This is a genomic window from Buchnera aphidicola (Microlophium carnosum) (genome assembly GCA_011752475.1).
GTDB classification, from domain to species: Bacteria; Pseudomonadota; Gammaproteobacteria; order Enterobacterales; family Enterobacteriaceae; genus Buchnera; species Buchnera aphidicola_BG.
Window position 1 is genome coordinate 591,131 of the sequence record CP048747.1, and the last position, 24,955, is coordinate 616,085.

The 24,955-nt window shown below is 24.7% G+C and carries 22 protein-coding genes and 3 tRNA genes; 9 read left to right on the forward strand and 16 right to left on the reverse strand.

What is annotated here, in order from left to right:
- Window positions 1-36: 36 nt before the first annotated feature.
- Entirely contained in the window at window positions 37-825 is a 789-nt protein-coding gene (gene murI, locus G4A98_02780) for a glutamate racemase (GenBank protein QIQ42113.1), read from the forward strand.
- Here murI and sbcB read toward each other — a convergent pair.
- Window positions 812-2,254, reverse strand: a complete 1,443-nt coding sequence (gene sbcB, locus G4A98_02785) for an exodeoxyribonuclease I (protein QIQ42114.1) — start codon at window positions 2,252-2,254, stop codon at window positions 812-814. The genes murI and sbcB overlap by 14 nt on opposite strands.
- A 101-nt stretch (window positions 2,255-2,355) precedes the next feature.
- Between sbcB and G4A98_02790 the strand changes: the two genes are divergently transcribed.
- Window positions 2,356-2,664: a DUF496 family protein gene (locus G4A98_02790; GenBank protein ID QIQ42115.1), complete on the forward strand. Its 309-nt coding sequence runs from the start codon at window positions 2,356-2,358 to the stop codon at window positions 2,662-2,664.
- Between the two features lie 10 nt (window positions 2,665-2,674).
- Here the strand turns inward: G4A98_02790 and G4A98_02795 are convergent.
- A tRNA-Asn gene (locus tag G4A98_02795) sits at window positions 2,675-2,747 on the reverse strand.
- A 140-nt stretch (window positions 2,748-2,887) separates the two neighbouring features.
- Between G4A98_02795 and G4A98_02800 the strand changes: the two genes are divergently transcribed.
- Together G4A98_02800 and pyrE are read left to right on the forward strand one after the other, a co-directional pair.
- A tRNA-Ile gene (locus tag G4A98_02800) sits at window positions 2,888-2,960 on the forward strand.
- 129 nt (window positions 2,961-3,089) lie between these two features.
- Window positions 3,090-3,731, forward strand: a complete 642-nt coding sequence (gene pyrE / locus G4A98_02805) for an orotate phosphoribosyltransferase (protein QIQ42116.1) — start codon at window positions 3,090-3,092, stop codon at window positions 3,729-3,731.
- Between the two features lie 10 nt (window positions 3,732-3,741).
- Here the strand turns inward: pyrE and dut are convergent, their stop codons facing one another.
- The 13 genes from dut to pgi all read right to left on the reverse strand — a co-directional run bounded on the left by dut (window position 3,742) and on the right by pgi (window position 20,060).
- Entirely contained in the window at window positions 3,742-4,197 is a 456-nt protein-coding gene (gene dut / locus G4A98_02810) for a dUTP diphosphatase (GenBank protein ID QIQ42117.1), read from the reverse strand.
- Window positions 4,198-5,007: 810 nt separating this feature from the next.
- A complete protein-coding gene (gene rplI / locus G4A98_02815) occupies window positions 5,008-5,460 on the reverse strand; it encodes a 50S ribosomal protein L9 (GenBank protein QIQ42118.1) in 453 nt (150 codons plus the stop codon).
- A gap of 45 nt (window positions 5,461-5,505) precedes the next feature.
- A complete protein-coding gene (gene rpsR / locus G4A98_02820) occupies window positions 5,506-5,733 on the reverse strand; it encodes a 30S ribosomal protein S18 (protein QIQ42119.1) in 228 nt (75 codons plus the stop codon).
- Window positions 5,734-5,848: 115 nt separating this feature from the next.
- A complete protein-coding gene (gene rpsF / locus G4A98_02825) occupies window positions 5,849-6,190 on the reverse strand; it encodes a 30S ribosomal protein S6 (GenBank protein ID QIQ42120.1) in 342 nt (113 codons plus the stop codon).
- A 161-nt stretch (window positions 6,191-6,351) separates the two neighbouring features.
- Window positions 6,352-8,550 (reverse strand): ribonuclease R, encoded by a 2,199-nt coding sequence (rnr, locus tag G4A98_02830; GenBank protein ID QIQ42121.1) that lies wholly within the window; start codon window positions 8,548-8,550, stop codon window positions 6,352-6,354.
- A gap of 126 nt (window positions 8,551-8,676) precedes the next feature.
- On the reverse strand, window positions 8,677-9,969 hold the full coding sequence (locus G4A98_02835) for an adenylosuccinate synthase (protein QIQ42122.1): 1,293 nt from the start codon (window positions 9,967-9,969) through the stop codon (window positions 8,677-8,679).
- Window positions 9,970-10,006: 37 nt separating this feature from the next.
- Window positions 10,007-10,939, reverse strand: a complete 933-nt coding sequence (gene hflC, locus G4A98_02840) for a protease modulator HflC (protein QIQ42123.1) — start codon at window positions 10,937-10,939, stop codon at window positions 10,007-10,009.
- Window positions 10,940-10,941: 2 nt separating this feature from the next.
- Window positions 10,942-12,162, reverse strand: coding sequence for an FtsH protease activity modulator HflK (gene hflK, locus G4A98_02845; GenBank protein QIQ42124.1), 1,221 nt, complete (start codon window positions 12,160-12,162; stop codon window positions 10,942-10,944).
- 156 nt (window positions 12,163-12,318) lie between these two features.
- Entirely contained in the window at window positions 12,319-13,230 is a 912-nt protein-coding gene (gene miaA / locus G4A98_02850; protein QIQ42125.1) for a tRNA (adenosine(37)-N6)-dimethylallyltransferase MiaA, read from the reverse strand.
- Between the two features lie 37 nt (window positions 13,231-13,267).
- Window positions 13,268-15,016, reverse strand: a complete 1,749-nt coding sequence (gene mutL, locus G4A98_02855; protein QIQ42126.1) for a DNA mismatch repair endonuclease MutL — start codon at window positions 15,014-15,016, stop codon at window positions 13,268-13,270.
- 103 nt (window positions 15,017-15,119) lie between these two features.
- Entirely contained in the window at window positions 15,120-16,277 is a 1,158-nt protein-coding gene (locus G4A98_02860) for a mannitol-1-phosphate 5-dehydrogenase (GenBank protein ID QIQ42127.1), read from the reverse strand.
- 43 nt (window positions 16,278-16,320) lie between these two features.
- Window positions 16,321-18,231, reverse strand: coding sequence for a PTS mannitol transporter subunit IICBA (locus G4A98_02865; protein QIQ42128.1), 1,911 nt, complete (start codon window positions 18,229-18,231; stop codon window positions 16,321-16,323).
- Window positions 18,232-18,410: 179 nt separating this feature from the next.
- Window positions 18,411-20,060: a glucose-6-phosphate isomerase gene (gene pgi, locus G4A98_02870; protein QIQ42129.1), complete on the reverse strand. Its 1,650-nt coding sequence runs from the start codon at window positions 20,058-20,060 to the stop codon at window positions 18,411-18,413.
- Between the two features lie 263 nt (window positions 20,061-20,323).
- Between pgi and orn the strand changes: the two genes are divergently transcribed.
- The 3 genes from orn to G4A98_02885 all read left to right on the forward strand — a co-directional run bounded on the left by orn (window position 20,324) and on the right by G4A98_02885 (window position 22,088).
- Window positions 20,324-20,872, forward strand: a complete 549-nt coding sequence (gene orn, locus G4A98_02875; GenBank protein ID QIQ42181.1) for an oligoribonuclease — start codon at window positions 20,324-20,326, stop codon at window positions 20,870-20,872.
- A gap of 114 nt (window positions 20,873-20,986) precedes the next feature.
- Window positions 20,987-21,062: transfer RNA gene (locus G4A98_02880), tRNA-Gly, on the forward strand.
- A gap of 333 nt (window positions 21,063-21,395) precedes the next feature.
- A complete protein-coding gene (locus tag G4A98_02885; GenBank protein QIQ42182.1) occupies window positions 21,396-22,088 on the forward strand; it encodes an N-acetylmuramoyl-L-alanine amidase in 693 nt (230 codons plus the stop codon).
- Between the two features lie 110 nt (window positions 22,089-22,198).
- Here G4A98_02885 and rpmE read toward each other — a convergent pair whose 3' ends face one another.
- Window positions 22,199-22,411, reverse strand: coding sequence for a 50S ribosomal protein L31 (gene rpmE, locus G4A98_02890; protein QIQ42130.1), 213 nt, complete (start codon window positions 22,409-22,411; stop codon window positions 22,199-22,201).
- A 578-nt stretch (window positions 22,412-22,989) separates the two neighbouring features.
- Here rpmE and hslV point away from each other — a divergent pair.
- Together hslV and hslU are read left to right on the forward strand one after the other, a co-directional pair.
- Window positions 22,990-23,520, forward strand: coding sequence for an ATP-dependent protease subunit HslV (hslV, locus tag G4A98_02895; protein ID QIQ42131.1), 531 nt, complete (start codon window positions 22,990-22,992; stop codon window positions 23,518-23,520).
- 11 nt (window positions 23,521-23,531) lie between these two features.
- Complete coding sequence (hslU, locus tag G4A98_02900; protein ID QIQ42132.1) at window positions 23,532-24,863, forward strand: HslU--HslV peptidase ATPase subunit; 1,332 nt, start codon at window positions 23,532-23,534, stop codon at window positions 24,861-24,863.
- Window positions 24,864-24,955: the final 92 nt, after the last annotated feature.

Here is a 24,955-nt window from a genome sequence, read left to right on the forward strand (position 1 = left end):
TAATAATATTATTGACTTTATAAAAAAATTCGCACAGTGCTTATATTTGATTCCGGCGTCGGTGGATTATCTGTATTAAAAACTATAAAAAAACTTTTACCAAAAATTCATTATATTTATATATTAGATAATGAATCATTTCCATATGGCAACAAAACAGAACTTTTTATTATTCAGAGAAGTATAAGCATAATTAACACAATAAAAAAAATTTATCCTATTACTATAGTTGTAATTGCTTGTAATACAGTAAGTACTGTAGCTTTATCTATTTTAAAAAATAAATTTAATTTTCCTATTATCGGAATATTTCCTGCTATAAAATATGCTGAAAAAATAACTAAAAATAAAATTATTGGTTTAGTAGCTACTAAAGCAACTATTAATTCTTATTATACTAAACAAACAATACAAAAAAATTTTTCTTCTAATGATATCAAAATAATAGGTACAAACAAATTAGCCTCAATAGCTGAAAAGAAAATTCGAGGAATTCCAGTTTCACAAAAACAATTAAAAAATATTTTTAAATCATGGATAAATCTTCCAATACATCCTGATACTATTATTTTAGGATGTACCCACTTTTCATTATTGGAAAAAGATATCAAAAAAATTCTATATAAAACATCATCAATTTATTTCATTGACTCAATAAACACAATCATACATCAAATTAAAATTTATTTTAATCAATCTAAAATAAAACAAAACATAAAAAAAAATATTTTTTTATATTCAAAACACAATGATAATTTAAAACAATTATTATTTTTTTTGAATAAATATAATTTCACAGTAATACAATATATTAATTTGCATTAACATCCTCAAAAAATAATTTTTGATATTTTTGAAAAGCATAAATTAATAATTCTTTTAACAATTGTACTTTTTCAAAATTATTAGCATATTTTTTTAATAAGTATTGAATTTGGTTTTGATATTCTTTTAAAGAGACTGGATTAAAAATATTTAAACAATGTTTTAACCATATTTTTTTTTCATTATTATCTAATGTATCAAAAAAATTACGAGCACGATAGCGAAAAAGCAAATCATTTAAACGAGCATCATGAAAATTAAAATTAATTTTTTTTAAAAGAACTGGTTTAGTATTTCTAATACTTCTTATTATTTTTTTATCATGTAAGTCAAAAAAAGAGTTATATATTTCTAAATCAACATTACAGGATTTAATATTTTTTTTTTCTTTAGAGAAAATAATTTTAATATTTTTAATGAAAAAATTATTGTTTTTTATTAAATTAATATTATTTTTCAATAAAGACTTATCAAAATTTAAGCGATTATAATCTTCTTGTCGTACTGTTTGAACTGGTGCTAACATAGGACAACGATTCAAATATAACAATACCACGCCTAAATTAAATAAATTTTTAATAAAAAAATCATCAAAATATATTTTTTTACAAATACGTATTAATTCTTTTACATTTTTAAATAAATCAATAGCAATTACGATATTAGTATTATTTTGATCCCATATTATAGGCAGTACAAAACTCATATTATGACGAAGAGCACCAAAACAACTAGAAACATAAATTATTGGTTTAAATTTTTTTAAATCAATCAATTTATACAATGCATTTTTTTTTCTTATGTTTAAAAAAAAATCAAAAAGTCTAGGTTGGTTTTTTTTGATAAGTTTTGCTATTTCAATCGTTGCATATACGTCTGAGATAGCATCATGTGCGTTTGAATGTACAATATTATTTATTGTTGTTAAATCTGATAACTTAAAACTTGGTAATCCTAATTTATTTTTAGGCCATTTTATACCGATAGGTCTCAACGCATAACATACTCGTAATAAATTTAATAAATCCCAACGAGAATTTCCATTTTTCCAACTCCATTCATAAGGATCAAAAAAGTTTCTATAAAATATGTTTCTTGTAATTTCATCATCAAAATGAATATTATTATAACCAATAATACAAGTATTAGGTTTTATTAAAATCTCATGTATTTTTTTAGAAAAATAATATTCATTACTTCCATATTTTTCTGTATATTGAGGAGTAATATGCGTAATTAACACAGAATTAGGATCAGGTAAATAATCATCTGATGGAAAACAGTAAAAATACTGCGGTTTATCTATTATATTTAAATTTATATCTGTTCTAATACATGCGAATTGAGCCGGTTTATCTAAAGATGGATGTATACCAAAAGTCTCATAATCATAAAATAAAAAAGTAGGTGTTTTTTTTTTAAATGGCATTATTTTTAATTTTAATAAAATAATTAAATAAAATATTAAACTCCAAAAAAATTGGTTTAATTAATAAAACGTAAATATAAATATAAAAAAGGATTCTGAATATGTCAGATACAAAAAAATCATTTAAAAATGTATTAGAATTTGTGCATAAATTTAGAAGAAAAAATAAAATTAAAAGAGAAATAAGTGATCTTGAAAAAAAAATAAGAGACAATAAAAAAAGAATATTGCTTTTAGATAATCTTAGCCAGTATATTACATCAGATATGAAATATGAAGAAATTAAAAAAATCATTTTTATGATGAAAAATGATTATGAAGATCGAGTAGACGATTACATTGTTAAAAATGCAGAACTATCAAAAGAAAAAAGAAATTTATCAAAAGAATTAAAATTAATTATTAATTAGAAGGACTTTTCTCCTCCGACTGGATTCGAACCAGTGACATACGGATTAACAGTCCGCCGTTCTACCAACTGAACTACAGAGGAATATAAATATATATATCAAAATTTTTTACATGTGTCAAATATATATATAAAAAAAATATTTTAAAAAAAAATATAAAATTTTTAAAAGAATTCTAGATTATTAGAAAAAATTGATTTATAGTAAGAGAGTAAAAAAATATGGCCCTTTAGCTCAGTGGTAAGAGCAAGCGACTCATAATCGCTTGGTCGCTGGTTCAAATCCAGCAAGGGCCATCAGTAAAATTAACTTTTTCTATATGCTATCTAATAAAAATAAAATCATGCTAATTTTTAATATTAATTAAAGTCATTAATATGTAAAATTCTATTTAAATTTTTACAATTAATTAGGATGTAATTTTTATGGACTGGAAAAAAGAATTTATCGATTTCTCCTTTAAAAAAAAAGCGTTACAGTTTGGAAATTTTAAATTAAAATCAGGACGCACTAGTCCTTATTTTTTTAATTCTGGCTTGTTATCTACAGGAACAGATATTATTAAAATTGGTTTATTTTATGCTCACTCTATAGTAGATTCAAAGATAGAATTCGATATTTTGTTTGGTCCAGCATATAAAGGTATTCCTATAGCCGTATCTACTTCTATAGCATTAAAAAATCACTACAATTTAAATATACCATATGCTTTTAATCGAAAAGAACTCAAAAAATATGGAGAAAAAGGAGATTTAATTGGAGAAAAAATATATAAAAAAAGAATTATTATTTTAGATGATGTCGTGACATCTGGTACAGCAATACATGATTCTATTAAAATCATCGAAGAAAAAAAAGCGGAAATTTCCTCCGTATTTGTACTTTTAGATCGTAAAGAAAAAGGAAAAAGAAATTTATGTACCATTCAACATCTCAAAAATAAAAAAAGTTATAAAATTATCTCCATCATTACCATTGAAGATTTAATATCTTATTTATTAGAAGATAAAACATTAAAAAAACATATACCCGAGTTAATAAAATACCGCGAAAAATATGGAATATAAAATTTTTTTATTATATTATACCAGAATGACCAAAACCTCCTCCTGCACGTGAAGTTTGATTAAATTCTTGTACTATAGAGAAACATGGTCTAATAACTGGAACAAAAACTATTTGCGCTATTCTATCATCTGGATTAACATAAAAATCTTTATTGCTACGATTCCAGAGAGATATCATTAATTCACCTTGATAATCAGAATCAATCAAACCAACTAAATTACCTAATACAATACCTTTTTTATGACCTAATCCAGATCTAGGTAAAATTAATGCTGTAATATTAGGATCTGCAATATATATTGCTATTCCTGTTGGAACTAAAATAGTTTTCTGAGACTGTAATTTAATTGTTTCTTCTAAACAAGCTCTTAAATCTAAACCGGAAGATCCTGAAGTTGCATATGCAGGTAAAGAAAAATTTTTTTTTGCACGTGAATCTAAAATCTTTATTTCAATATTATTCATAATCAAATTATATATTTTTTAAAAGATAAATGTTAAATTAAAAGTAATAATACAAATATATAAAAACCAAAATTAAAAAAAGATAAACAAAAAGATAATAAGTAATTCAAATTCTCACCCCCCTTCTATTTTTTTTTGTTGCTAACAGCAGAAACAATAGCATGATTAGTAAAATTATTCTGTATATGAGTATCAAAAAATTATAGACGTATTTAAGAGGTTTCTTCAGATATTAAGGATAATTTTAGTAAAGAACTAAACTTGTTATTTTTATTAAATCTTTTCTTAACTCATTTTCAATATGCAAGCGACTAGTAACTAATAATATTTTTGATAGACAAACAAAATACTATTTTCTTTTTTTAAATCTAACTGTTTTTTTTACTAAATATTTTTGTTATATAAAAAATATAAAACATTACAAAAGAAACCTATAGCACTCTAAATATAGAAATTTTATTCTCAATCAAACTAATATTTACTGTAAAACTCATCATTTTTTAAAAACTTTTTAGTTCTATCTAGTAGATTGACTAACTAATCATTCGTCTAATCACAAAAATGTCAAAAATATATAATTACTCTTCAGAAATTATGAAAATTTCAGAAGTAAATGGATAAACATACTGTTTTAATTATATGATTTTTTGCATAATTAACATTAGTTGCAGTAGTTTTATCTGATTTATAAGAAATATTTATAAATTTTTTGGAACAATACAACTTAATAATACAACTAGCAACACAATGTGCTAATTGATAAATTTGATCTAATATTGTATGTTATATACTTAATAGTATTATAAAAAATTAGTTTTTTGAAATTATATTAACTATAAAATTAATAGAGACTTTTTTATGTGGTTGAAAAATTACTATGTGTTCACCAACTTGACGTAGCACACCATTAGGTAATCGAATTTCTTTTTTATTAATTTTTATACCTAATAATGTCATCTCTTTAATGATATTCCTCACACCTACGGAACCAAATATTTTTCCTTCTTTTCCAACTTTAGATAAAATTGTTATAGAACTTATTTTTTTTAACTTGTCGGCTCTTGTCTGTGCTATAAGAAGTTTATTAATATTTTCTTTTTCTAATGCAATACGTTGAGCTTCAAAAGACTCAATATTTTTTTTGTTAGCTAAAATAGCTTTCCCTTTAGGAATTAAAAAATTTCTTGCATAACCAGATTTAACATTTATAATTGCACCTAAATCGCCTAATTTATGAATTTTAGCTAGCAAAATCACTTCCATAGTTTGTTATTCTCTTTTTTTTGTAACAAAAATAAGTAAATTACTTTAACGATGTTGATCAGTATATGGTAATAAAGCAAGATAACGTGCTCGTTTAATAGCTCTCGATAATTGTCTTTGATATTTTGCTCTGGTACCTGTGATGCGACTTGGAACAATCTTACCACTTTCTGTGATATAACTTTTTAAGGTTGCAGTATCTTTATAATCTATCTCTTGAACACCTTCTGCAGTAAAACGACAAAATTTTCTACGACGAAAGTAACGCGCCATTTATTTGTTCTCCAATAAATCATTTGAAATAATAAAAATTATTACGTGATTTATTTGTAATATATACTTAAATTTAAATATGATTATTTTTTTTAAAATAGTTTAATATATCCAGTTATTTTTTTTCTTTTTTATCATCTTTTAGTTTTAAAATAGGTGATAAATCAACTACAGCTTTTTTCATAGATATAATCATATTTCGAAGGATTATGTTATTAAAACGAAATTCTGTTTCTAAAAGAGTTATAGTTTTTGGAAAAACTTCTATGTTCATCAAAATATAATGTGCTTTTTGTAGTTTATTTATTGAATACGATAACTGACGTCTACCCCAATCTTCTAAACGATGTATAACACCGTTATCATCATTAATAATTTTTTTATATTTTGCAAGTAGCAATGGTACTGTTTCACTTTGATCAGGATGAACCATAAATATTATTTCATAGTGACGCATTCAAAATGCTCCTTTTGGTTTTTTAGCTTCCTTACAAATTTTGTTATAAATATTTTTTAGGGAAGCAAGGAACTTTTTTAAAAATTATAAATAGTTGTTTTATAATACTATTTTAATTTTTTAAAAAAATCAATATTATTTCATATTTTTAAAAACAAAAATTAATAAGATTTATACAAAGATAATTCTATTTTTCTTTCATGTAAATTCACTGAAATTACTTTAACTTGTAAAGCATCACCAAGACAATAAATATTTTTACTAGATTTACCAATTAATTTCATGCCTAGAGAATCAAAATAATAATAATCATCATTTAAAGAAGCTATATGAACTAATCCGTCAATAAAAAACTGATTTAATCGAACAAAAAAACCAAATGAAGTTACATTAGAAATAACACCATTTAATATATAACCAATTTTTTTATACATAAAATCGCATTTTAACCAATCAAATACATCTCTACTAGCTTCGTCTGCACGTCTTTCAGTTAGAGAACAATGTGCTCCAATTTTTTTCATTTCACTTATGCTATATAAACTAGAATTACAAAAATTATAATTATTAACAGATATATTCTTATGTTTTGATAATAAATGTTTAATAACTCGATGTAATATAAGATCAGGATAACGTCTGATAGGTGAAGTAAAGTGAACATAACTAGATAAAGATAAACCAAAATGACCGCGATTATCTGGAGAATATACAGCTTGTTTCATAGAACGTAATAATATAGTTTGAATCATTTCATATTCAGGACGATTAGAAGCATTCTTTAATAAAGTAGAATAATGAGCAGATTCTGGAACATCTCCTCCTAATAATGTAAGTCCTAATTCATTTAAAAATAAACGAAAACTAACAATATTGTCTTTTTTTGGACGATCATGATTGCGAAACAAGACAGGATGTTTATATTTTTCAACAAAATAAGCTGAAGCTATATTTGCTAAGATCATACATGATTCAATAAATTTATGTGCATCATTGCGAACATTTTGATAAATATTCTCAATGCGAGAATTGGAATCTAAAATAAATTTAGGTTCTATACTTTCAAAATAAATTCCTTTTTTAGCAATATTATTTTGATTGAATATTTTTTGCAAATACGATAAGTTTTCTATTTCCTTTAAAAATTTTTTATATTTAGAACGTAAAAAAATATCACCATTCCAAATTTTAAAAATTTCATCATATGTAAATCGTCCATGAGAACATATAACAGCTTCATAGTGTTTATAACTAATTAGCTCCCCTGTATTTGATAAACTCATTTCACATATTAAACATAAACGTTCTACATAAGGATTTAAAGAACATAAATCAGTAGAAATTTTTTCTGGTAACATAGGGATAACTGATGAAGGGAAATATATAGATGTTCCTCTTTCTAACGCTTCTTTATCTAAGGGAGTATTAGGTTGAATATAAAAACTGACATCCGAAACAGCTACCCATAAATGCCATCCTTCTTCTAATTCTTCTTTTCTTTGACAAAAAATAGCATCATCAAAATCACGAGCATCTTCATCATCAATGGTAAAAAAGGGAAGATGTCTTAAATCAATACGATTTTTAAAATCACATTGAGTTACTTTGTTACTAATATTACATAATTGTTTTGTAATTTCTTTTGACCAAGAAAAAGGAATTGAGTGTGTACGAAGTGCAATTTCTACAGCTAAATTAGTACCCATTTCTTTTCCAAGTATTTCTACTATGAATCCTTGTATTTTATTATTTCTTATAGGATGTTGTTTTAATTTTACTACTACAATAGATCCTATAGAAATATCGTCTCTAGTATCTGAAAAAATAAAAATTTTAAAACTAAAGCGAACATCATCTGGAATAACAAATCTAATTTTTTTACTATTAATATAGTATCGACCAACAATTAATATATTATTAGGCTGTAATAATTTTAAAAATCTTGCTGAACTCCTTCTTTTTCCATTAGCATTAATAATATGAGCAAGAATGATATCACCATGAATACAAGACTTCATTTGTTCTGATGAAAGCCAAAGATCATCTTTTAATGTTTCTACTCTAAGAAAACCATATCCATCTCTATGTCCTATTACTTTTCCTTTAACTACCTTTATACTTTCAGGAGCAATATAACAACGATTTCTAGTATATATAACTTGACCATCTCGTTCCATTGCTCTTAATCTTCGACGCAATGCTTTTTTTTCTTCTTGATTATTAATGCCAAATTTTTTTTCTAAATATTTTTGACTTATTAAGTCTTCGCACTTGCTAAGCCATGATGAGATATATTCTCGACTTGGAATGGGGTTTTTATATTTATTAGCTTCTCTTTTTTGGTAGGGATCTACTACCATATTTACTTCTCCATGTATATTATTTTATAATAAATTTTAATCTATTTGTTTTTTATTTTATTTGTCAACATTGCAACTATAGTAAAGAATAAATACTCAATTTTTAATGTTAAAAAATTTATTTTTTCATAAAAAAATATCTTTAACTAAAATAATATCAGCACGATCAGGACCAGTAGAAATAATATCAATAGGAGTCTGTGTTATTTCTTCTATGCGATTTATATAATTACGTGCTTGATAAGGCAAGTGTTCTAATTTTTTTACACCTAAAGTTTTTTTAGTCCATCCAGGGTGAATTTCATACACTGGAATTATATTTTCCCATTCGTCTATATCAGGAAATGATACAATTTCTAAGGTCTTAATATTTTTATATGCTATACAAATTTTTATTTCATTTAATCCATCTAATACATCTAACTTTGTTATACATAAACCAGATAAAGAATTAATATCTACTGATCGCGATAAAGATACTGCATCTAACCAACCAGTTCGTCTTTTTCTGCCAGTTGTCGAACCAAATTCATGACCTTTATTTGAAAAATGTTTATCTATATCGTCAAATAATTCAGTAGGAAAAGGACCATAACCAACTCGTGTAGAATATGCTTTTGTTACACCTAATATATAATCTAAATTTTTAGGACCTACTCCTGTTCCTGTAATAACACCACCAATAGTACTATTAGAAGAAGTTACATAAGGATATGTACCGTGATCAATATCTAAAAAACTACCTTGTGCTCCTTCAAACACTATTTTTTTCTTATCTTTAATAGCTTGGTGTAAAATACTAGTGGTATCTTTTATCATATCATAAATGACATCTATTGTTGGTAGTAAATCTCTTAAAATAATTTTGTAATCAATAGGTTTATGTTTGTAAAAAGATACTAATTGATGATTATAATAACTCACTATTTTTTCTAAACGTATAGACAAAGTTTTTTCATTTTTTAAATCTCCAATACGCAAAGCTCGTCGTGCGATTTTATCTTCATATGCTGGTCCAATACCTCTTCCTGTAGTTCCTAGTGCACTAATTCCTAATTTTTTTTCACGAGCTATATCCAGTTCAATATGATATTGTAAAATTAAAGGACACGAACTAGAAATAAATAAACGTTTATTAATCATAATATCATGTGCTTTTAACATCTTTATTTCTTTTATTAATTCTAAAGGAGATACTACTACACCATTACCAATAATTCCAATAACATTCTCATGTAATAATCCTGATGGAATCAAATGAAGGATAATCTTTGTTCCATTAACAACTAAGGTATGACCTGCGTTATGTCCTCCTTGATATCTTACCACATATGAACTATCTGCAGTTAAACAATCTACTATCTTTCCTTTTCCTTCATCACCCCATTGTGTCCCTAATATTACAATATTTTTATTCATTTCTTTATAATGCCTATTTTAACCGTTATATTTGCAATTATTGATTTTTAATTTTAATCATTTTATTGATATATCGAAAAAATCCACTATCTGAATTAATTAATATAATATTCCCATTATTTTCAAAACTATTCTCATATGCACGTAAACCACGAATAAAAAAATAAAAATCTGGTTCTTGACTAAAATTTTCTGCAAATAACTTTGTTACTTCAGCTTCTCCTTGACCTTTAATTATTAAAGCTTCTTTTTGTGCTTCTGACAATATTATAGATGCCTTGTAATCTGCTGTTGCGCGTAATTTTTCAGCTTTTTCCTGTCCCTGAGAACGTTGACTTCTAGCCACGGCTTCTCTTTCGGCTCTCATTCTATTATATATAGCATCAGAAACTTCAAGAGGTAGATTAATTTGTTTAATACGTACATCTACTACATGAATTCCTAATGCATTCATGCTGTTAACATTAATTAAAGAAGTTTTTTCTGAATTAATACTTCCTTTATTTAATGAATTTAAAACATCAGTCGTTAATCTTCCTCGGGAATCAGTGACAATTTCTTTAACATTCAAACAACCTATTTCAGAACGTAATCGATCACTAAATTTTCTTTTTAATAATACTTCAGCTTGAAAAATATCTCCTCCTCCAGTTGCAAGATAATAACGACTAAAATCATTAATACGCCATTTTATATAAGAATCAACAATCAGATCTTTTTTTTCTTTCGTGACAAAACGATCTGCTTGATTATCCATAGTATGAATTCGTCTATCTAACATTTTAACCGTTTCTAAAAATGGTAATTTAAAATGCAATCCAGGATTATACACTACTGTTTTTTGTTCATTATTACGTAGAACTTTACCAAATTGTAAAACAATACCACATTCTCCTTCTTTAACAATGAAAAAAGACGAAGATAATAAAAGAAATAAAATACTTGATAAAAAAATAAAAACTTTGTTCATTTTCATTTTCTCTCTATCTTTTTAAGATCACTACGAATAGAATCAATACGACGTTGTTCTAAAATATTGTTAGGAGACAATGAGGAAAAATAATGAATATTTTTTTCTTTTTTCTTAAGGGAAGAATTATTTTTATTAAACTTAATATTATTTTTAAGATTTTTATCAAGTGATTCTATATTAGAAAAAAAATTATCTAAAGATAAAAAAAATACCGAATTGCTTTTCTTATCAAGAAATATTTTTTTATTTTTACTCAATAATCTTTCCATAGATTCTATATAAAGACGTTTTAAAGTTATTTGTTTAGCTATTCTATATTGAGGTAAAATTTTAGAAAAACGAGCAACCTCTCCTTGAGCTTCTAAAATTATATGTGAAGAATATGCTCGAGCCTCTTCTAAAATTCTTTGTGCTTTACCATTAGCTTTAGGTTGTACTTCATTTGAATAAGCTTCGGCTTCACGTACATATTGTTCACGATTTTCACGAGCTGCAATTGCATCATCAAAAGCAGCTTTTACTTCTTCAGGAGGTCTAGCTGTTTGAAAATTAACATCTAATATTGTAATTCCCATATCATATGGTTTAATGGTTTCTTCAATTTCTTTTTGAGTATCACTTCTAACTAAAGTTCGTCCTTCTGTAAGAACTCGATCCATAGTGGAGTGTCCAATAACACCTCTTAATGCACTATCTGTTGCTTGACGTAAACTATCGTCAGGATAACATACAGAAAAAAGGTAGTTAGCAGGATTCGTGATTTTATACTGTACATTCATTTCGACACGCACTACATTTTCATCTGAAGTCAACATTACACCTGAAGTTGCTAATTCACGTACTGTTTCAACATTTACAGCTTTAACTTCATTGAAAAAAACTGGCCTCCAATTCAATCCTGGTTGAACTAAATGACTAAATTTACCAAAACTAGTAACTACACCACGTTCAGCTTCTTTGATAGTATAAAAACCACTAACACACCAAATAAAAAAACTTATAAGTATTATGATTGAAAAAGAATGAGTGATTTTTTTTGATGAGCTTGAAGAATTATTTTTTTTAATAATAATATTTTTCAGACTATATAAAAAAGTTTTTATATCTAATATCATATTTTTTTTTTCATGTTTATTATCTGAACAGTTTTTGTTATTACTATTCTTATTCTCCCATGGATCAGCTTTAGGTTTATTATCATTTGGTTTATTCCAAACCATCTTATGCCTCATTTATTGTTTTTTTGCTAAAATAAATTTTAAAAAATAATTTAAGCAGTTATATTTTTTTAATGATAAGTTCTAAAGAGGATATTATTCACATGATACATCTTGTATTCTCTAAGAATAAATTTTTTATTATAACCATTATTAAATTCATATAGATAATTTATTATATTTTTGCAAAACATTTAATATTTTTTCAACTAAAATATCAGGAATAGAATTATATAATATTTTATTAATATTTTTCCATTTTTTTAACCATGTTAATTGATGTTTAGCATGTTTTCTCGTAGCATATATTATTTTATTATACATTTCTTCATAACTATTTTTATATTCAAGATATTCCCACATTTGACGATATCCTATGCATCGAATTGATGGTAAATTTATATGTAAATCTCCTCTTGAAAAAAGAATTTCTACTTCTTTTTGTAAACCTAAAATTAACATTTTTTTTACACGTAATTCAATTTTACCATTCAACCATTCCTTGTTTGGAGGTATAATTGCAAACTGAAGAATATTATATGGAAATTTATAATTATTGTGTTTTTTTAGTTCTGTTAAACTTTTCCCAGAAAGATAAAAAACTTCTAAAGCTCTTAGCAATCTTTGAAAATCATTTTTGTGAATTCGACTAGCAGAGATGGGATCTATTAATTCTAATTGTTTATGTAAAAAACTTTTTTCATGACTCTTTTCCAATAAAAATTCACGAATTTTTATATTAGATGGTGGTAAAACAGATAATCCATTAAGTAATACATTATAATAAAACATTGTCCCACCAACAAGAAAAGGTATTCTACCTAATTTAATAATATCATCAATTTCTTTTAAAACATCTCTTTGAAATTCCGCAGCTGAGTAATTTTCAATTGGATCTTTAATATTTAATAAACGATGAGGATGAATAGATAAATCAGAAGGACTTGGTTTATCTGTTCCAATATCCATTCCACGATAAATTAATGCAGAATCTACATTAACTAATTCTATAGGCAAATATTTTCTAAGATAAATAGCAAGTTGACTCTTTCCACATGCTGTAGGACCCATTAAAAAAATAACAATAGGTTTTTTTTTTTATAAGAATTCATATTTTTAAAATACATAATGCTTCATTGATATTTATTTTTTGTAATAATTTTGGTGGAGGATTTTTTAATAAACAAGGACAATAATATTCTATTTCTAATAGTACTGAAATTCCATTAATAAGAGTCCAATTTTTTTTTTCTATAAAAACATTAACATAAAACCAATTTACTATTTCTGAAATAAATACTTGTTTTTTAAGAAATAAAAATGCGAAAAAATCTGATATAATCAAATGAACATTCCGTTTTTTTAGAAAAATAGGAATAGAAGATAAAATAACATAATTTTTTTTAAAAATTAAACAAAATCCAATTTTTAATAACATTTCTTTCATACTAAATAAAATTAAATATTCTTGAGATGTAATATTTATTTTAATATTACTTGAAAAATATTTAGATATATTTTTTTTTTCAATATAATTTTTCAATTTTTGTTTTCTAACTATCCCTTTAGCTATCGGAAAAGAGACTAATGAAAAATTATTACGTTTACAAATCAAACCATAACATTTACGTATAATTATTAATAATTTTCCAATAGAACATTCATATTTTTCTAAATAAGGATTTACAATGAGATCATTATTTTTGGTTATATGTACATTCTTTGAAATATATTTTTTTAAAAAAAAGAAAGGGATAAATGTTAAAAAAATAAAATTTAAATAACCTAAATAAGACTCTTTTATTTGGTAAACATTATTTTTTTTTTTATACAAATAACTATACAATAAACATTTTTTTTGAACTTTCTTTAAATTAAATAAAATAGTTTCATAAATAAAACTATACACTATATTAGGTTTATGAAATTTAATTTCATTTTTAGTGGGATGAATATTGATATCAATATTATCAGATGATATTTTTAAATATAAAATAAACGATATATTTTTTTTTCCTGATACTGCATAACAAGCAGAACGAACAGCATTAATAAAAACGTTATTATACACATACCGATTATTAACATAACAATATTGAATATTTTTAGATTCTTTAAAATTACATGAATTTAATAGCCAACCAAAAAGAATCATATTATATTTTTTTTCTTTTATTTCTAGTACTTGATTTATATCAACTGTGTTTAATATATCTTTTAATCTATTAATGTGATTATTTCCATTACTAATAGACTTATATTTTATAATTAATTTTTTATTATGTGTAAGAGAAAAATTTATATCAAAATAAGATAAAGCTATTTTTTTTACTACTTCACAAATCTTGAAAAATTCTAATTTTTGATTTTTTAGAAATTTAAGTCGAACCGGCATATTATAAAATAAATTGTCTACGATAATCGTAGTACCTTGAGGATGTGCTATTGGTTGCAAGCTAATATCGTTACTAGAAAACCCTTCTAAGTATATTTTCCAAGCAACATCATGAAATTGTTTACAAGACATTAAGGTTAGTCTTGAAACAGCTCTAATACTAGCCAGAGCTTCTCCTCGAAATCCAAAAGTAGTAAGTACATCTAAATCTGATAGTGAATTAATTTTACTAGTAGCATGATGACATACTGCAAGTGACAACTCTTCTTTATGAATACCGCACCCATCATCTCTTAAAATGATAGATTGAAATCCGCTTTTTTCAACTAAAATATTAATGTTTTTCGAACCAGCATCTATACTATTTTCTATAATTTCTTTAACAACTGAAGCGGGTCGATCAATAACTTCTCCAGCAGAAATTTGACTTGATAAATCAGATGGTAATATACGAATGGGCATTACCTTATTCTCTAATATTCATTTAAAATACTATTTCAAAAAATAAAATGATATTATCTTAAATTTTTAAGAAAAAAGAAAATTTTTTATCAACAGTTGTAATTTATTTAATGTTTTTTATAATCGAATTATATTCTGACATAATAAAATGTACTTCTTTACTATTTATAGGTAAGTTACAAATCTCTATTAACGTATCTTTTAAACCTTTTGTTTTAATTAAAGATGAAATTTGCATTGATTCTAGATCATTTGGATTTTGATAATGAAATGCTGCTGCAATACCTTTCGCCAAATTAAAGTAAGGTAATTTATATTTTATTGCTCCTAAAAGGGGTTTTATCAATCGTTCTTCTTTTCCTAATTTTTGTAATGGATTTCTTGCTATTCGCTCTAGTTTATCTGATAAAGAAGGATTTTCAAAACGCAAGAAAATTTTATTGATATAAGATAAATGATCATTTTTATTAAAATTATAACGTTTTATTAATACTGATCCACTTTCCTCCATGGCACATCTTACAATAATGCGAATTTGTTTATCCGAAATAGCTTCTTGAATGGTTTTATATTTCTTAATTAAACCTAAATAAGCTGCTATAGCATGTCCAGTATTCAATGTAAATAGTTTTCTTTCTATAAACGAATTTAAATTATTACTCATTTTCATATCAACTATTTTTGGTACTGTTCCTTTAAATTGAGTAATATCAACAATCCATTCTTTAAAATCTTCAGCCATTAAAAATAAGCAATCTTTGTTATTTATCAAAGGTATAATTGTATCAATACTACAATCTATAAAACCAATGTATTCATTTAAATAATCATGATATTTTATAGGTAATTTTTTAAGAACTTCTTTTTTTAAAAAAGAAGAAGCTTGAATTTTATTTTCACAAGCAATAATATTAAGTGGTCTTATAGATTTATTTTTAATTTTTAATATTATTCCACATGTAATAATCAAAGCGATTTTATTTAGTGCACTAGGACCTGCCGCAGTTGTAATTAAATCAACGGAAGCAATTATTCTTATAATATCTGGATCATTAAAATTTATAGCACTTACTTTTTTAACATGAATAATTTTGTTTTGATTAATACCTGTTATTTTAACAAAATATTCTTTTTTATAATTAATGGCATCGACTATATCTTGATTAACATCAGAAAAAACAACATTAAAACCGGATTCTGATAGTGTTTTTCCAATAAAACCACGCCCAATATTTCCAGCTCCAAAATGTAGTGCTTTCATGCAAATAAGTCCAATAAAATTTTATATTAAAATTAATAACAAGTTAAATTTTTTCAGGAGTTAAAAGTGATAAAGCTTCCCGTACATTAGTAGTATTAGATAGTATTTTAATTGTATCTTTATTATCTAATGCATTGGTAATATTACTGACTACCATAATATGCTCATCATTTTTAGCTGCAATTCCAATTACAAGATAAGCAATATCATTAACATCTTCTCCAAAATGAACTCCTTTTGGAAACTGACAAAAAATAATTCCAGTTCTTAATATAGAATCTTTTGATTCAATAGTTCCATGTGGTAGTGCTATTGATTCTCCTAACCAAGTAGAGGCTATTTTTTCACGTTCTAACATTGAATTAATATAATCAGACTTGACATAACCTTGTTTTACTAAATTCTGACCAACAATATTGATTGCTTCTTCTTTATTATTTGCATGCTGATTAAGAACAATATTTTTTTCGCTTAGCTGAAATAAATTATGTAATTTTTGTTTTTTATTTATATTTACAGTGTTAAAATTTTGATCTAGATTAATATCTTTTTCTAAACAAATTATATTCTTTACTAACTTTTGTACTAAATTATCATAAAAATTACTATTAAGAAAGTTTTTTAAAGATATATGCTGAGCATATGGTGCATATTCTTGCGCTCGATGTGTTAAACTTTGATGTGTAATTACTAAATCTGCATTCTTAGGCAATACATTAATTGCCATATTTAAAACAGAAATATGAGTTAAATTAGCATTTTTTATTTTTTTACGCAGAATACTTGCACCCATTGCACTAGATCCCATACCTGCATCACAAGCGACAATAATCGTTTTAACTTTACTAAATTCAAAAACATTAGAACTATCTTGTAATAGATTTGAATTCAAATAATTATTACATTCTTTTATAGTGTTTTGTTTATTTTTAATGGTATAAAAATTATATTTTAATAATATAGAAGCACTAATAAAAGAAATTATAAAAGAACAAAAAACAGAAATAATATTGGAGAAATAACAACCTTTAGGAGTCATTGCTAAAATAGATAAAATCGAACCTGGCGATGCTGCAGAAATTAAACCACCATGTAATAAAACAAGCATAAAAATACCGCTCATACCACCTAAAATAAGAGAAATTATTAATTTTGGTTTAATTAAAACATAAGGAAAATAAATCTCATGAACTCCCCCTAAAAATTCAATTACTGATGCAGCTCCAGAGGATTTAGATAGTTCACCTTTTCCAAAAAAAAACCATGCTATTAATACACCTAGTCCTGGACCTGGATTAGATTCAATTAAAAAAAATATAGAACTGTGTTTATCCAGTGTATCTTGAATGCCTAGAGGAGAAAAAATGCCATGATTAATAACATTATTTAAAAAAAATATTTTAGCAGGTTCTATAATTATAGAAGTAAGCGGCAATAAATTATAAGATACAAGAATCTTTATCAACTCTCCTAAAGAAAGAGAAATCCATTCAATAAATGGTCCAATCGTAAAAAATGAAATGACTGCTAATATAATTCCAAATATAGCAATAGAAAAATTATTCACTAACATTTCAAAACCATATTTTATTTTATTTTCTATTTTTTTATCGAAATATTTTATAGCCCATCCACCTAAAGGTCCTGCAATCATTCCACCTAATAACATTGGTATGTTAGTACTAGTGATAACTCCTATAGTAGTTATACTTCCAACTAATCCTCCTCTAGAATTAGCAATTAAACTACCTCCAGTATATCCAATTAAAATAGGTAAAAGATAAAAAATTATAGATGATATTAATGGCTCTAAAATTTTATTGGGTTGCCATCCTAGAGGCATGAATAAAGCAGTCATCATTCCCCATGTAATAAAAATACTTATATTAGGCATTATCATATTACTTAAAAATTGACCAAAATTTTGTGTTTTTAATTTAATTAATGTCAACATAATAACCACTCACATTCTTTTAAAGAATAAAATTTTATAAAATAATTTTAAAGTAAAATATTAATAATTAAATGATTCATTTAATGTTTTAAAGTCAAATATTCAATTTATACATACATAATATTTAAAAAAAATTTAATGTATTTTTCAAATATAATATTTTTTAAAAAATCATATTATTAAATCATAAAAGATTTATAAAAATCGATAAGACCTTCAGTTGAAGAATCATAACACTCATGTTTAGTATTTTTACTTAAATGATTATAGATATTTTGAGATAATTCTTTTCCTATTTCAACGCCCCATTGATCAAAACTAAAAATATTTAATATATAACCCTGAACAAAAATTTTATGTTCATATAAAGAAATTAATGCTCCTAAATTATAAGGATTAATTTTCCGAATTAAAATTGAATTGCTAGGTTGATTTCCTTCACATATTTTAAAAGGCAAAATTTTATTTATATCATTTTTATTTTTTTTAGATAAAATTAAATCATGTAAAATAGAACTGCTAGATTTACCAAAAGCTAATGCTCGTGTTTGAGCCAAAAAATTAGATACTAATTTTATATGATGATCGTTTAAATTATTATGTGAAAAAACTGGAACAATAAAATCACAAGGAATTAATTGAGTCCCTTGATGTATCAATTGATAAAATGCATGTTGACCATTAGTACCAGGTTCACCCCAAATAATAGGACCTGTTTGATAATTGACTTTTTCACCATTTCTATTGATTGATTTACCATTGGATTCCATATTAGATTGTTGAAAATATGCAGAAAAACGATGCATGTATTGATCATATGGAAGTATTGCCTCTGTTTTAGAATCAAAAAAATTAGCGTACCAAATGCTGATCAAAGCTAATAATATTGGAATATTTTTATTATAATCAGAATTATAAAAGTGATTATCCATAGCATGAGCACCATCTAAAAATTTCTCAAAATTATGAAATCCAATAGATAATATTATAGATAATCCAACTGAAGACCATAATGAAAAACGTCCACCTACCCAATCCCAAAATTTAAAAATATTATTAATGTGAATTCCAAAATTTAAAGCATTTTGTATATTCGCTGATAAAGCAAAAAAGTGTTTTTCTAAAGCACGTTTATCTTTTGAGGAATTTAAAAACCATTTTTTTACACTACATGCATTAGTTATAGTTTCATCTGTAGTAAACGTTTTAGAAGCAATTAAAAAGATAGTTGTTTCCGGATTTACTTTTTTTAAAACTTCAGTTACATGAGTACCATCTATATTTGAAACATAATGAATATTTAAATGATTTTTATATGGACGTAATGCTTCACTAACCATGTATGGTCCCAAATCAGATCCACCAATGCCAATATTTACAACATCAGAAATAGATTTCCCTGTGTAACCTTTCCATTCTCCATTAATAATCATTAACGAAAAGTTTTCCATTTTTTTAAGTAAAAAATTAATTTCTAACATGACATTACAATCATTTACTATGATAGGACGATTAGTTCTATTACGTAGTGCTATATGTAATACAGGACGATCTTCTGTTTGATTTATTTTAGCACCAGAGAACATTAATTTTATTGCAGATTTTACGTCAGTTTCTTTAGCCAAATTTAGTAGATACATTAAAGTATTACGATTCATACGATTTTTTGAAAAATCGATTAACATTTCGTTTTCGAATAAAATTGAAAATTTTTTGAATCGGTTTAAATCAGATGAAAAAAATTCTCTTAAATGAATGTTTTTTATTGTTTTAAAATGATTTTTTAAATCTTGATAAGATCTAGTATTACTAAAATTAATATTTTTCATTAAAAAATTTATCTCTTATTAAAAAGTCTAATAATTTAAAGTTATTTAAATGTTTTATTTTTAAATAAAAAAAAGTTTGTAAACTATTCTAAATAATATATTTCTAATTAAAGAATTTTTATATATAATTAACATATATAATAAAAAAATTAAATAAAAAAAATATAACAAAAATACAAATTAATAATTAAATAGTTTTATTCTCATCTTGCTAAGAATTATATTTTATATTAAAGATAGAGTATTTAATGATTATAAAAAATATAAAAATTAATAAAAAAAATCTCATTTGGATAGATTTAGAAATGACTGGACTGGATCCTAAAATACATCGTATTATTGAAATCGCTACATTAATTACAGATGTCAACTTAAATATAATTTCAGAAGGACCAGTGATTCCTATACATCAAAAAAAAGAACAAATTTTACTAATGGATAACTGGAATACAACAATTCACAAAAAGAACGGTTTAATAGAACGCGTTGAAAAGAGTTTATATGACGAAAAAAAAGCAGAATTCGAAACCATACTTTTTTTAAAAAAATGGGTACCTATTCAAGCATCGCCAATTTGCGGAAATAGTATTGCTCAAGATCGAAGGTTTTTATTTCAATATATGCCAACATTAGAAAGGTATTTTCATTATAGATATATAGATGTTAGCACTCTTAAAGAATTAGCTTTCCGTTGGAATCCATCAATATTCAATAAATTTAAAAAAAATAATAATCATAGAGCATTAGAAGATATTCGCGAATCTATAAGAGAACTAGATTTTTATAAAAAAAATTTTTTAAAATTTAAATAAAAAATAATTATTTAGAAAAGAAAGCTTGAAAAATATATTTTATAAATATAAAATATATTTAGAATCAATAAAATATAGAAAATTTTATATAATATATATTATACAGAAATAATTGCGGAAATAGCTCAGCTGGTAGAGCACAACCTTGCCAAGGTTGGGGTCACGAGTTCAAGTCTCGTTTTCCGCTCCAAAATTATTATATAACTAAAATATTAAAAAATATTTATGTAAAGTTCAAAAATATCGTTTTTATAGTAAAATATAAAATTAAGGAGAATTATGATTTTTTCGTACAAATGGATAATTTTTTTTATTTTTTTTATTACATTTCAAATTAAATTAATTAAAGCTGAAACTAAATTTATTCAGTTTGATAGTAAAGATAATATTTTCTTTAAGAAAAACAATTCAAAAAAATACAAAATTTTTTTTTAAAAAAGTAAATTCAGTAAAAAACAAAGAAATAAACTATTTTTTTAAAAAGCAGTTATATAGACAAAATAATATCAACACATTAAAAAAAATAATAGTCGCAATAGATGCAGGACACGGTGGACGTGATCCCGGAGCAATTGGAATTCGAGGATTACAAGAAAAAAAAGTAAACATTGAAATAGCACTTCGACTTGCAAAATTGCTAAATAATGATAGCCTGTTTCATGCAATTCTAACTCGTAATAATGATTATTTTCTTTCATTAAATAAAAGAAAAGAATTTCTCCAAAAAAATCACGTAGATTTACTATTATCTATTCACGCTGATTCTTCTAAAAAACAATATGTATCAGGAGCATCTATTTGGATGATTTCAAAGACTAGAATGAATCGTGAAATTAGTGACTACTTAAAAAAAAACACAACAATTCTTTTTTCTAAAACAATTGAAAATATATTTAAACAAAATCAAAATGATCTTTTTTTAAAAAAAACTATTCTAGATTTACAATATAATAATTTTCAAAAAATAGAGTTAGACTTATCTGGAAAAATATTGGAACAACTTAAAAAAAATACAAAATTAAATAAAACATATCCAAATTATGCTAGTTTGAGTATATTAAGTGCTATTAACACACCTTCTATACTAATAGAAACTGGTTTTATTACAAATTTTTCAGAAGAAAAAAAATTAAGAACTACTGATCACCAAAATAAAATTGCTAATTCTGTTTATTTAGCCATTAAGAATTATTTTAACAATTCATCTAAATTTTAAATAATCAACACATTCAAAATACTATTTTTTTATTAAGCATCTAAATATACAACTTAAGATGCTTAAATCCTAAAAAAATTAATTACGAAAAAGAAAAAATAATTTTATTATTATTCCTTTTTAGTAAATTTAAAACGTTTTTTAAATCTTTCAACACGGCCTCCGGTATCAATAACTCTTTGTTTTCCTGTATAGAATGGATGACATTTTGCACATATATCTAAATTTATATCATAATTAATAGTAGAAAAAATGTCAATTATGTTCCCACAAGAACAAGTAGCCGTTATCTTAGAATAGCAAGGATGAATTTTTTTTTTCATATAAAACATTCCTAAATTAATTTTAAATATCTATATTTATTATACGAGTATTAATATATTAATACTAAAAAATTATCAATTTTTATTTATAAGAAACGACGTAAAAAATATATGTATGATAAAAAAAAAATTAATTTTATGTATTTTAATAAAAAAAATAACAAAAATAAAAAATCAACTTTATTTATATATTTAACTTTAATATCTATATTATTTTTTTTTATTTTTTTGAATATGAATTTTAAGAAATTTTCCGAAACAAAAAGTCAAAATTTTATACAAAGTAAAAAGAATAATGATGCATTACCTCCTAAACCAAAAGAAAAATGGAAATACATTCACAAACTAGAAAATCTATAAAATGCATATTCTGTTAAAATTTATAAGAATCAATTATTAAGCTTTCATATAATGAAACAAATTATTTAAAAAATATTCTAGAAAAATATTTTAAAAAATAATATAAATAGAAATTATTGCTATTTAAAAAATAGTTAATTACATCTTATATAAAATATTCTTATATCAATAAAAAAATATATAAGAAATACAAATCTTATTTTGAAGAGGCTTTTCTTGTGACCACAATATTGAGCGTAAGATTAAAAAATAAAGTAGTAATTGGAGGTGATGGACAAGCAACTTTAGGCAATACAATTATGAAAAGCAACGTAAAAAAAATCAGGTCTTTATATCATGAAAAAGTAATTGCTGGTTTTGCAGGAGGAACTGCAGACGCGTTTACTCTATTCGAAATGTTTGAAAAAAAACTAGCTATGTATCAAGGACAATTACAACGTGCCGCTATTGAATTAGCAAAAGATTGGCGATCTGATAGAATGTTACGAAAGCTTGAAGCTTTATTAGCAGTTGCTGATAAAGAAAATTCATTGATAATTACAGGAAATGGAGATGTAATACAACCTGAAGATGACTTAATAGCTATAGGATCGGGCGGTTCTTATGCTCAATCTTCTGCTCGAGCACTAATAGATAACACCGATTTAGATGCAAATCAAATTGTAAAAAAATCATTAAATATTGCTGCTAATATTTGTATATATACAAATCATACTTTTACCATGAAAGAACTATTTTCAGAAAAATAAGGATTATCTCTATGTCCGAAATGACTCCTCCTCAAATTGTTTCTGAACTTGATAAATTTATTATTGGTCAAGAAAAAGCAAAAAGAGCTGTATCTATTGCATTAAGAAATCGTTGGCGTCGTATGCAGTTAAATAATGAGTTACGTCATGAAATAACACCTAAAAATATTTTAATGATTGGTCCTACAGGAGTAGGAAAAACAGAAATTGCAAGACGCTTGGCTAAATTAGCAAATTCTCCTTTTATTAAAGTAGAAGCTACTAAATTTACTGAAGTAGGATATGTTGGAAAAGAAGTAGATTCAATTATTCGTGATTTGACTGATGCTGCAATGAAAATAATTCGAATTAAAAACATTGCAAAAAATAAAATTCGAGTAGAAGAAATAGTAGAAGAAAAAATTTTAGATGTTCTTGTTCCCAGACCTAAAAAAAATTGGACAGAAAATGAAAAAAATGAAAGTCTTTTAAAAACAATTCAAATATTTCGAAAAAAATTACGAGAAGGTATTTTAGACGAAAAAGAAATAGAAATAAATGTATTAGCAACTACCATGGGGGTTGAAATAATGGCACCTCCAGGAATGGAAGAGTTAACTAGCCAATTACAATCTTTATTTCAAAATCTAGGAGGACATAAAAAAAATAATAGGCGTCTTAAAATTAAAGATGCTATTAAATTATTAACAGAAGAAGAAGCAGCTAAATTAATCAATCAAGAAGAGATTAAAAAAGAAGCTATTAATGCAGTTGAACAAAACGGCATAGTTTTTATTGATGAAATTGATAAAATATGTAAACGAGGTGATTCTTCTGGTCCAGATATCTCTCGAGAAGGTGTGCAAAGAGATTTACTTCCATTAGTTGAAGGATGTACTGTATCTACTAAACATGGAATGGTTAAGACAGATCATATTTTATTCATTGCATCAGGAGCATTTCAAACATCTACACCTTCTGATTTAATTCCCGAACTACAAGGACGTCTTCCGATTAAAGTAGAACTACAAGCATTAACTATTGATGATTTTGAAAAAATTTTAACTGAACCTAAAGCATCTATTACTGCACAATATAAAGCACTTATGGAAACAGAAGGTGTTTGTATTAATTTTACAAAAGAAGGAATACGAAATATTGCAGAAGCTGCTTGGAAAGTTAATGAATCTATGGAAAATATTGGAGCTCGCCGATTACATACTGTATTAGAAAAATTAATGGAAGATATATCATTTAATGCTAGTGACAATAAAGGAAATACAGTTGAAATTAATTCAAATTACGTAGGAGAACATTTAGATCAATTAATATCTAACGAAGATCTTAGCCGTTTTATTTTATAATTTTTATTTAGAATATTTATATATTGTTTTTATCAAATAAATAAATATTTTTTATATTATACAAAATAAATTTAAATTAATTTTAAAATTAC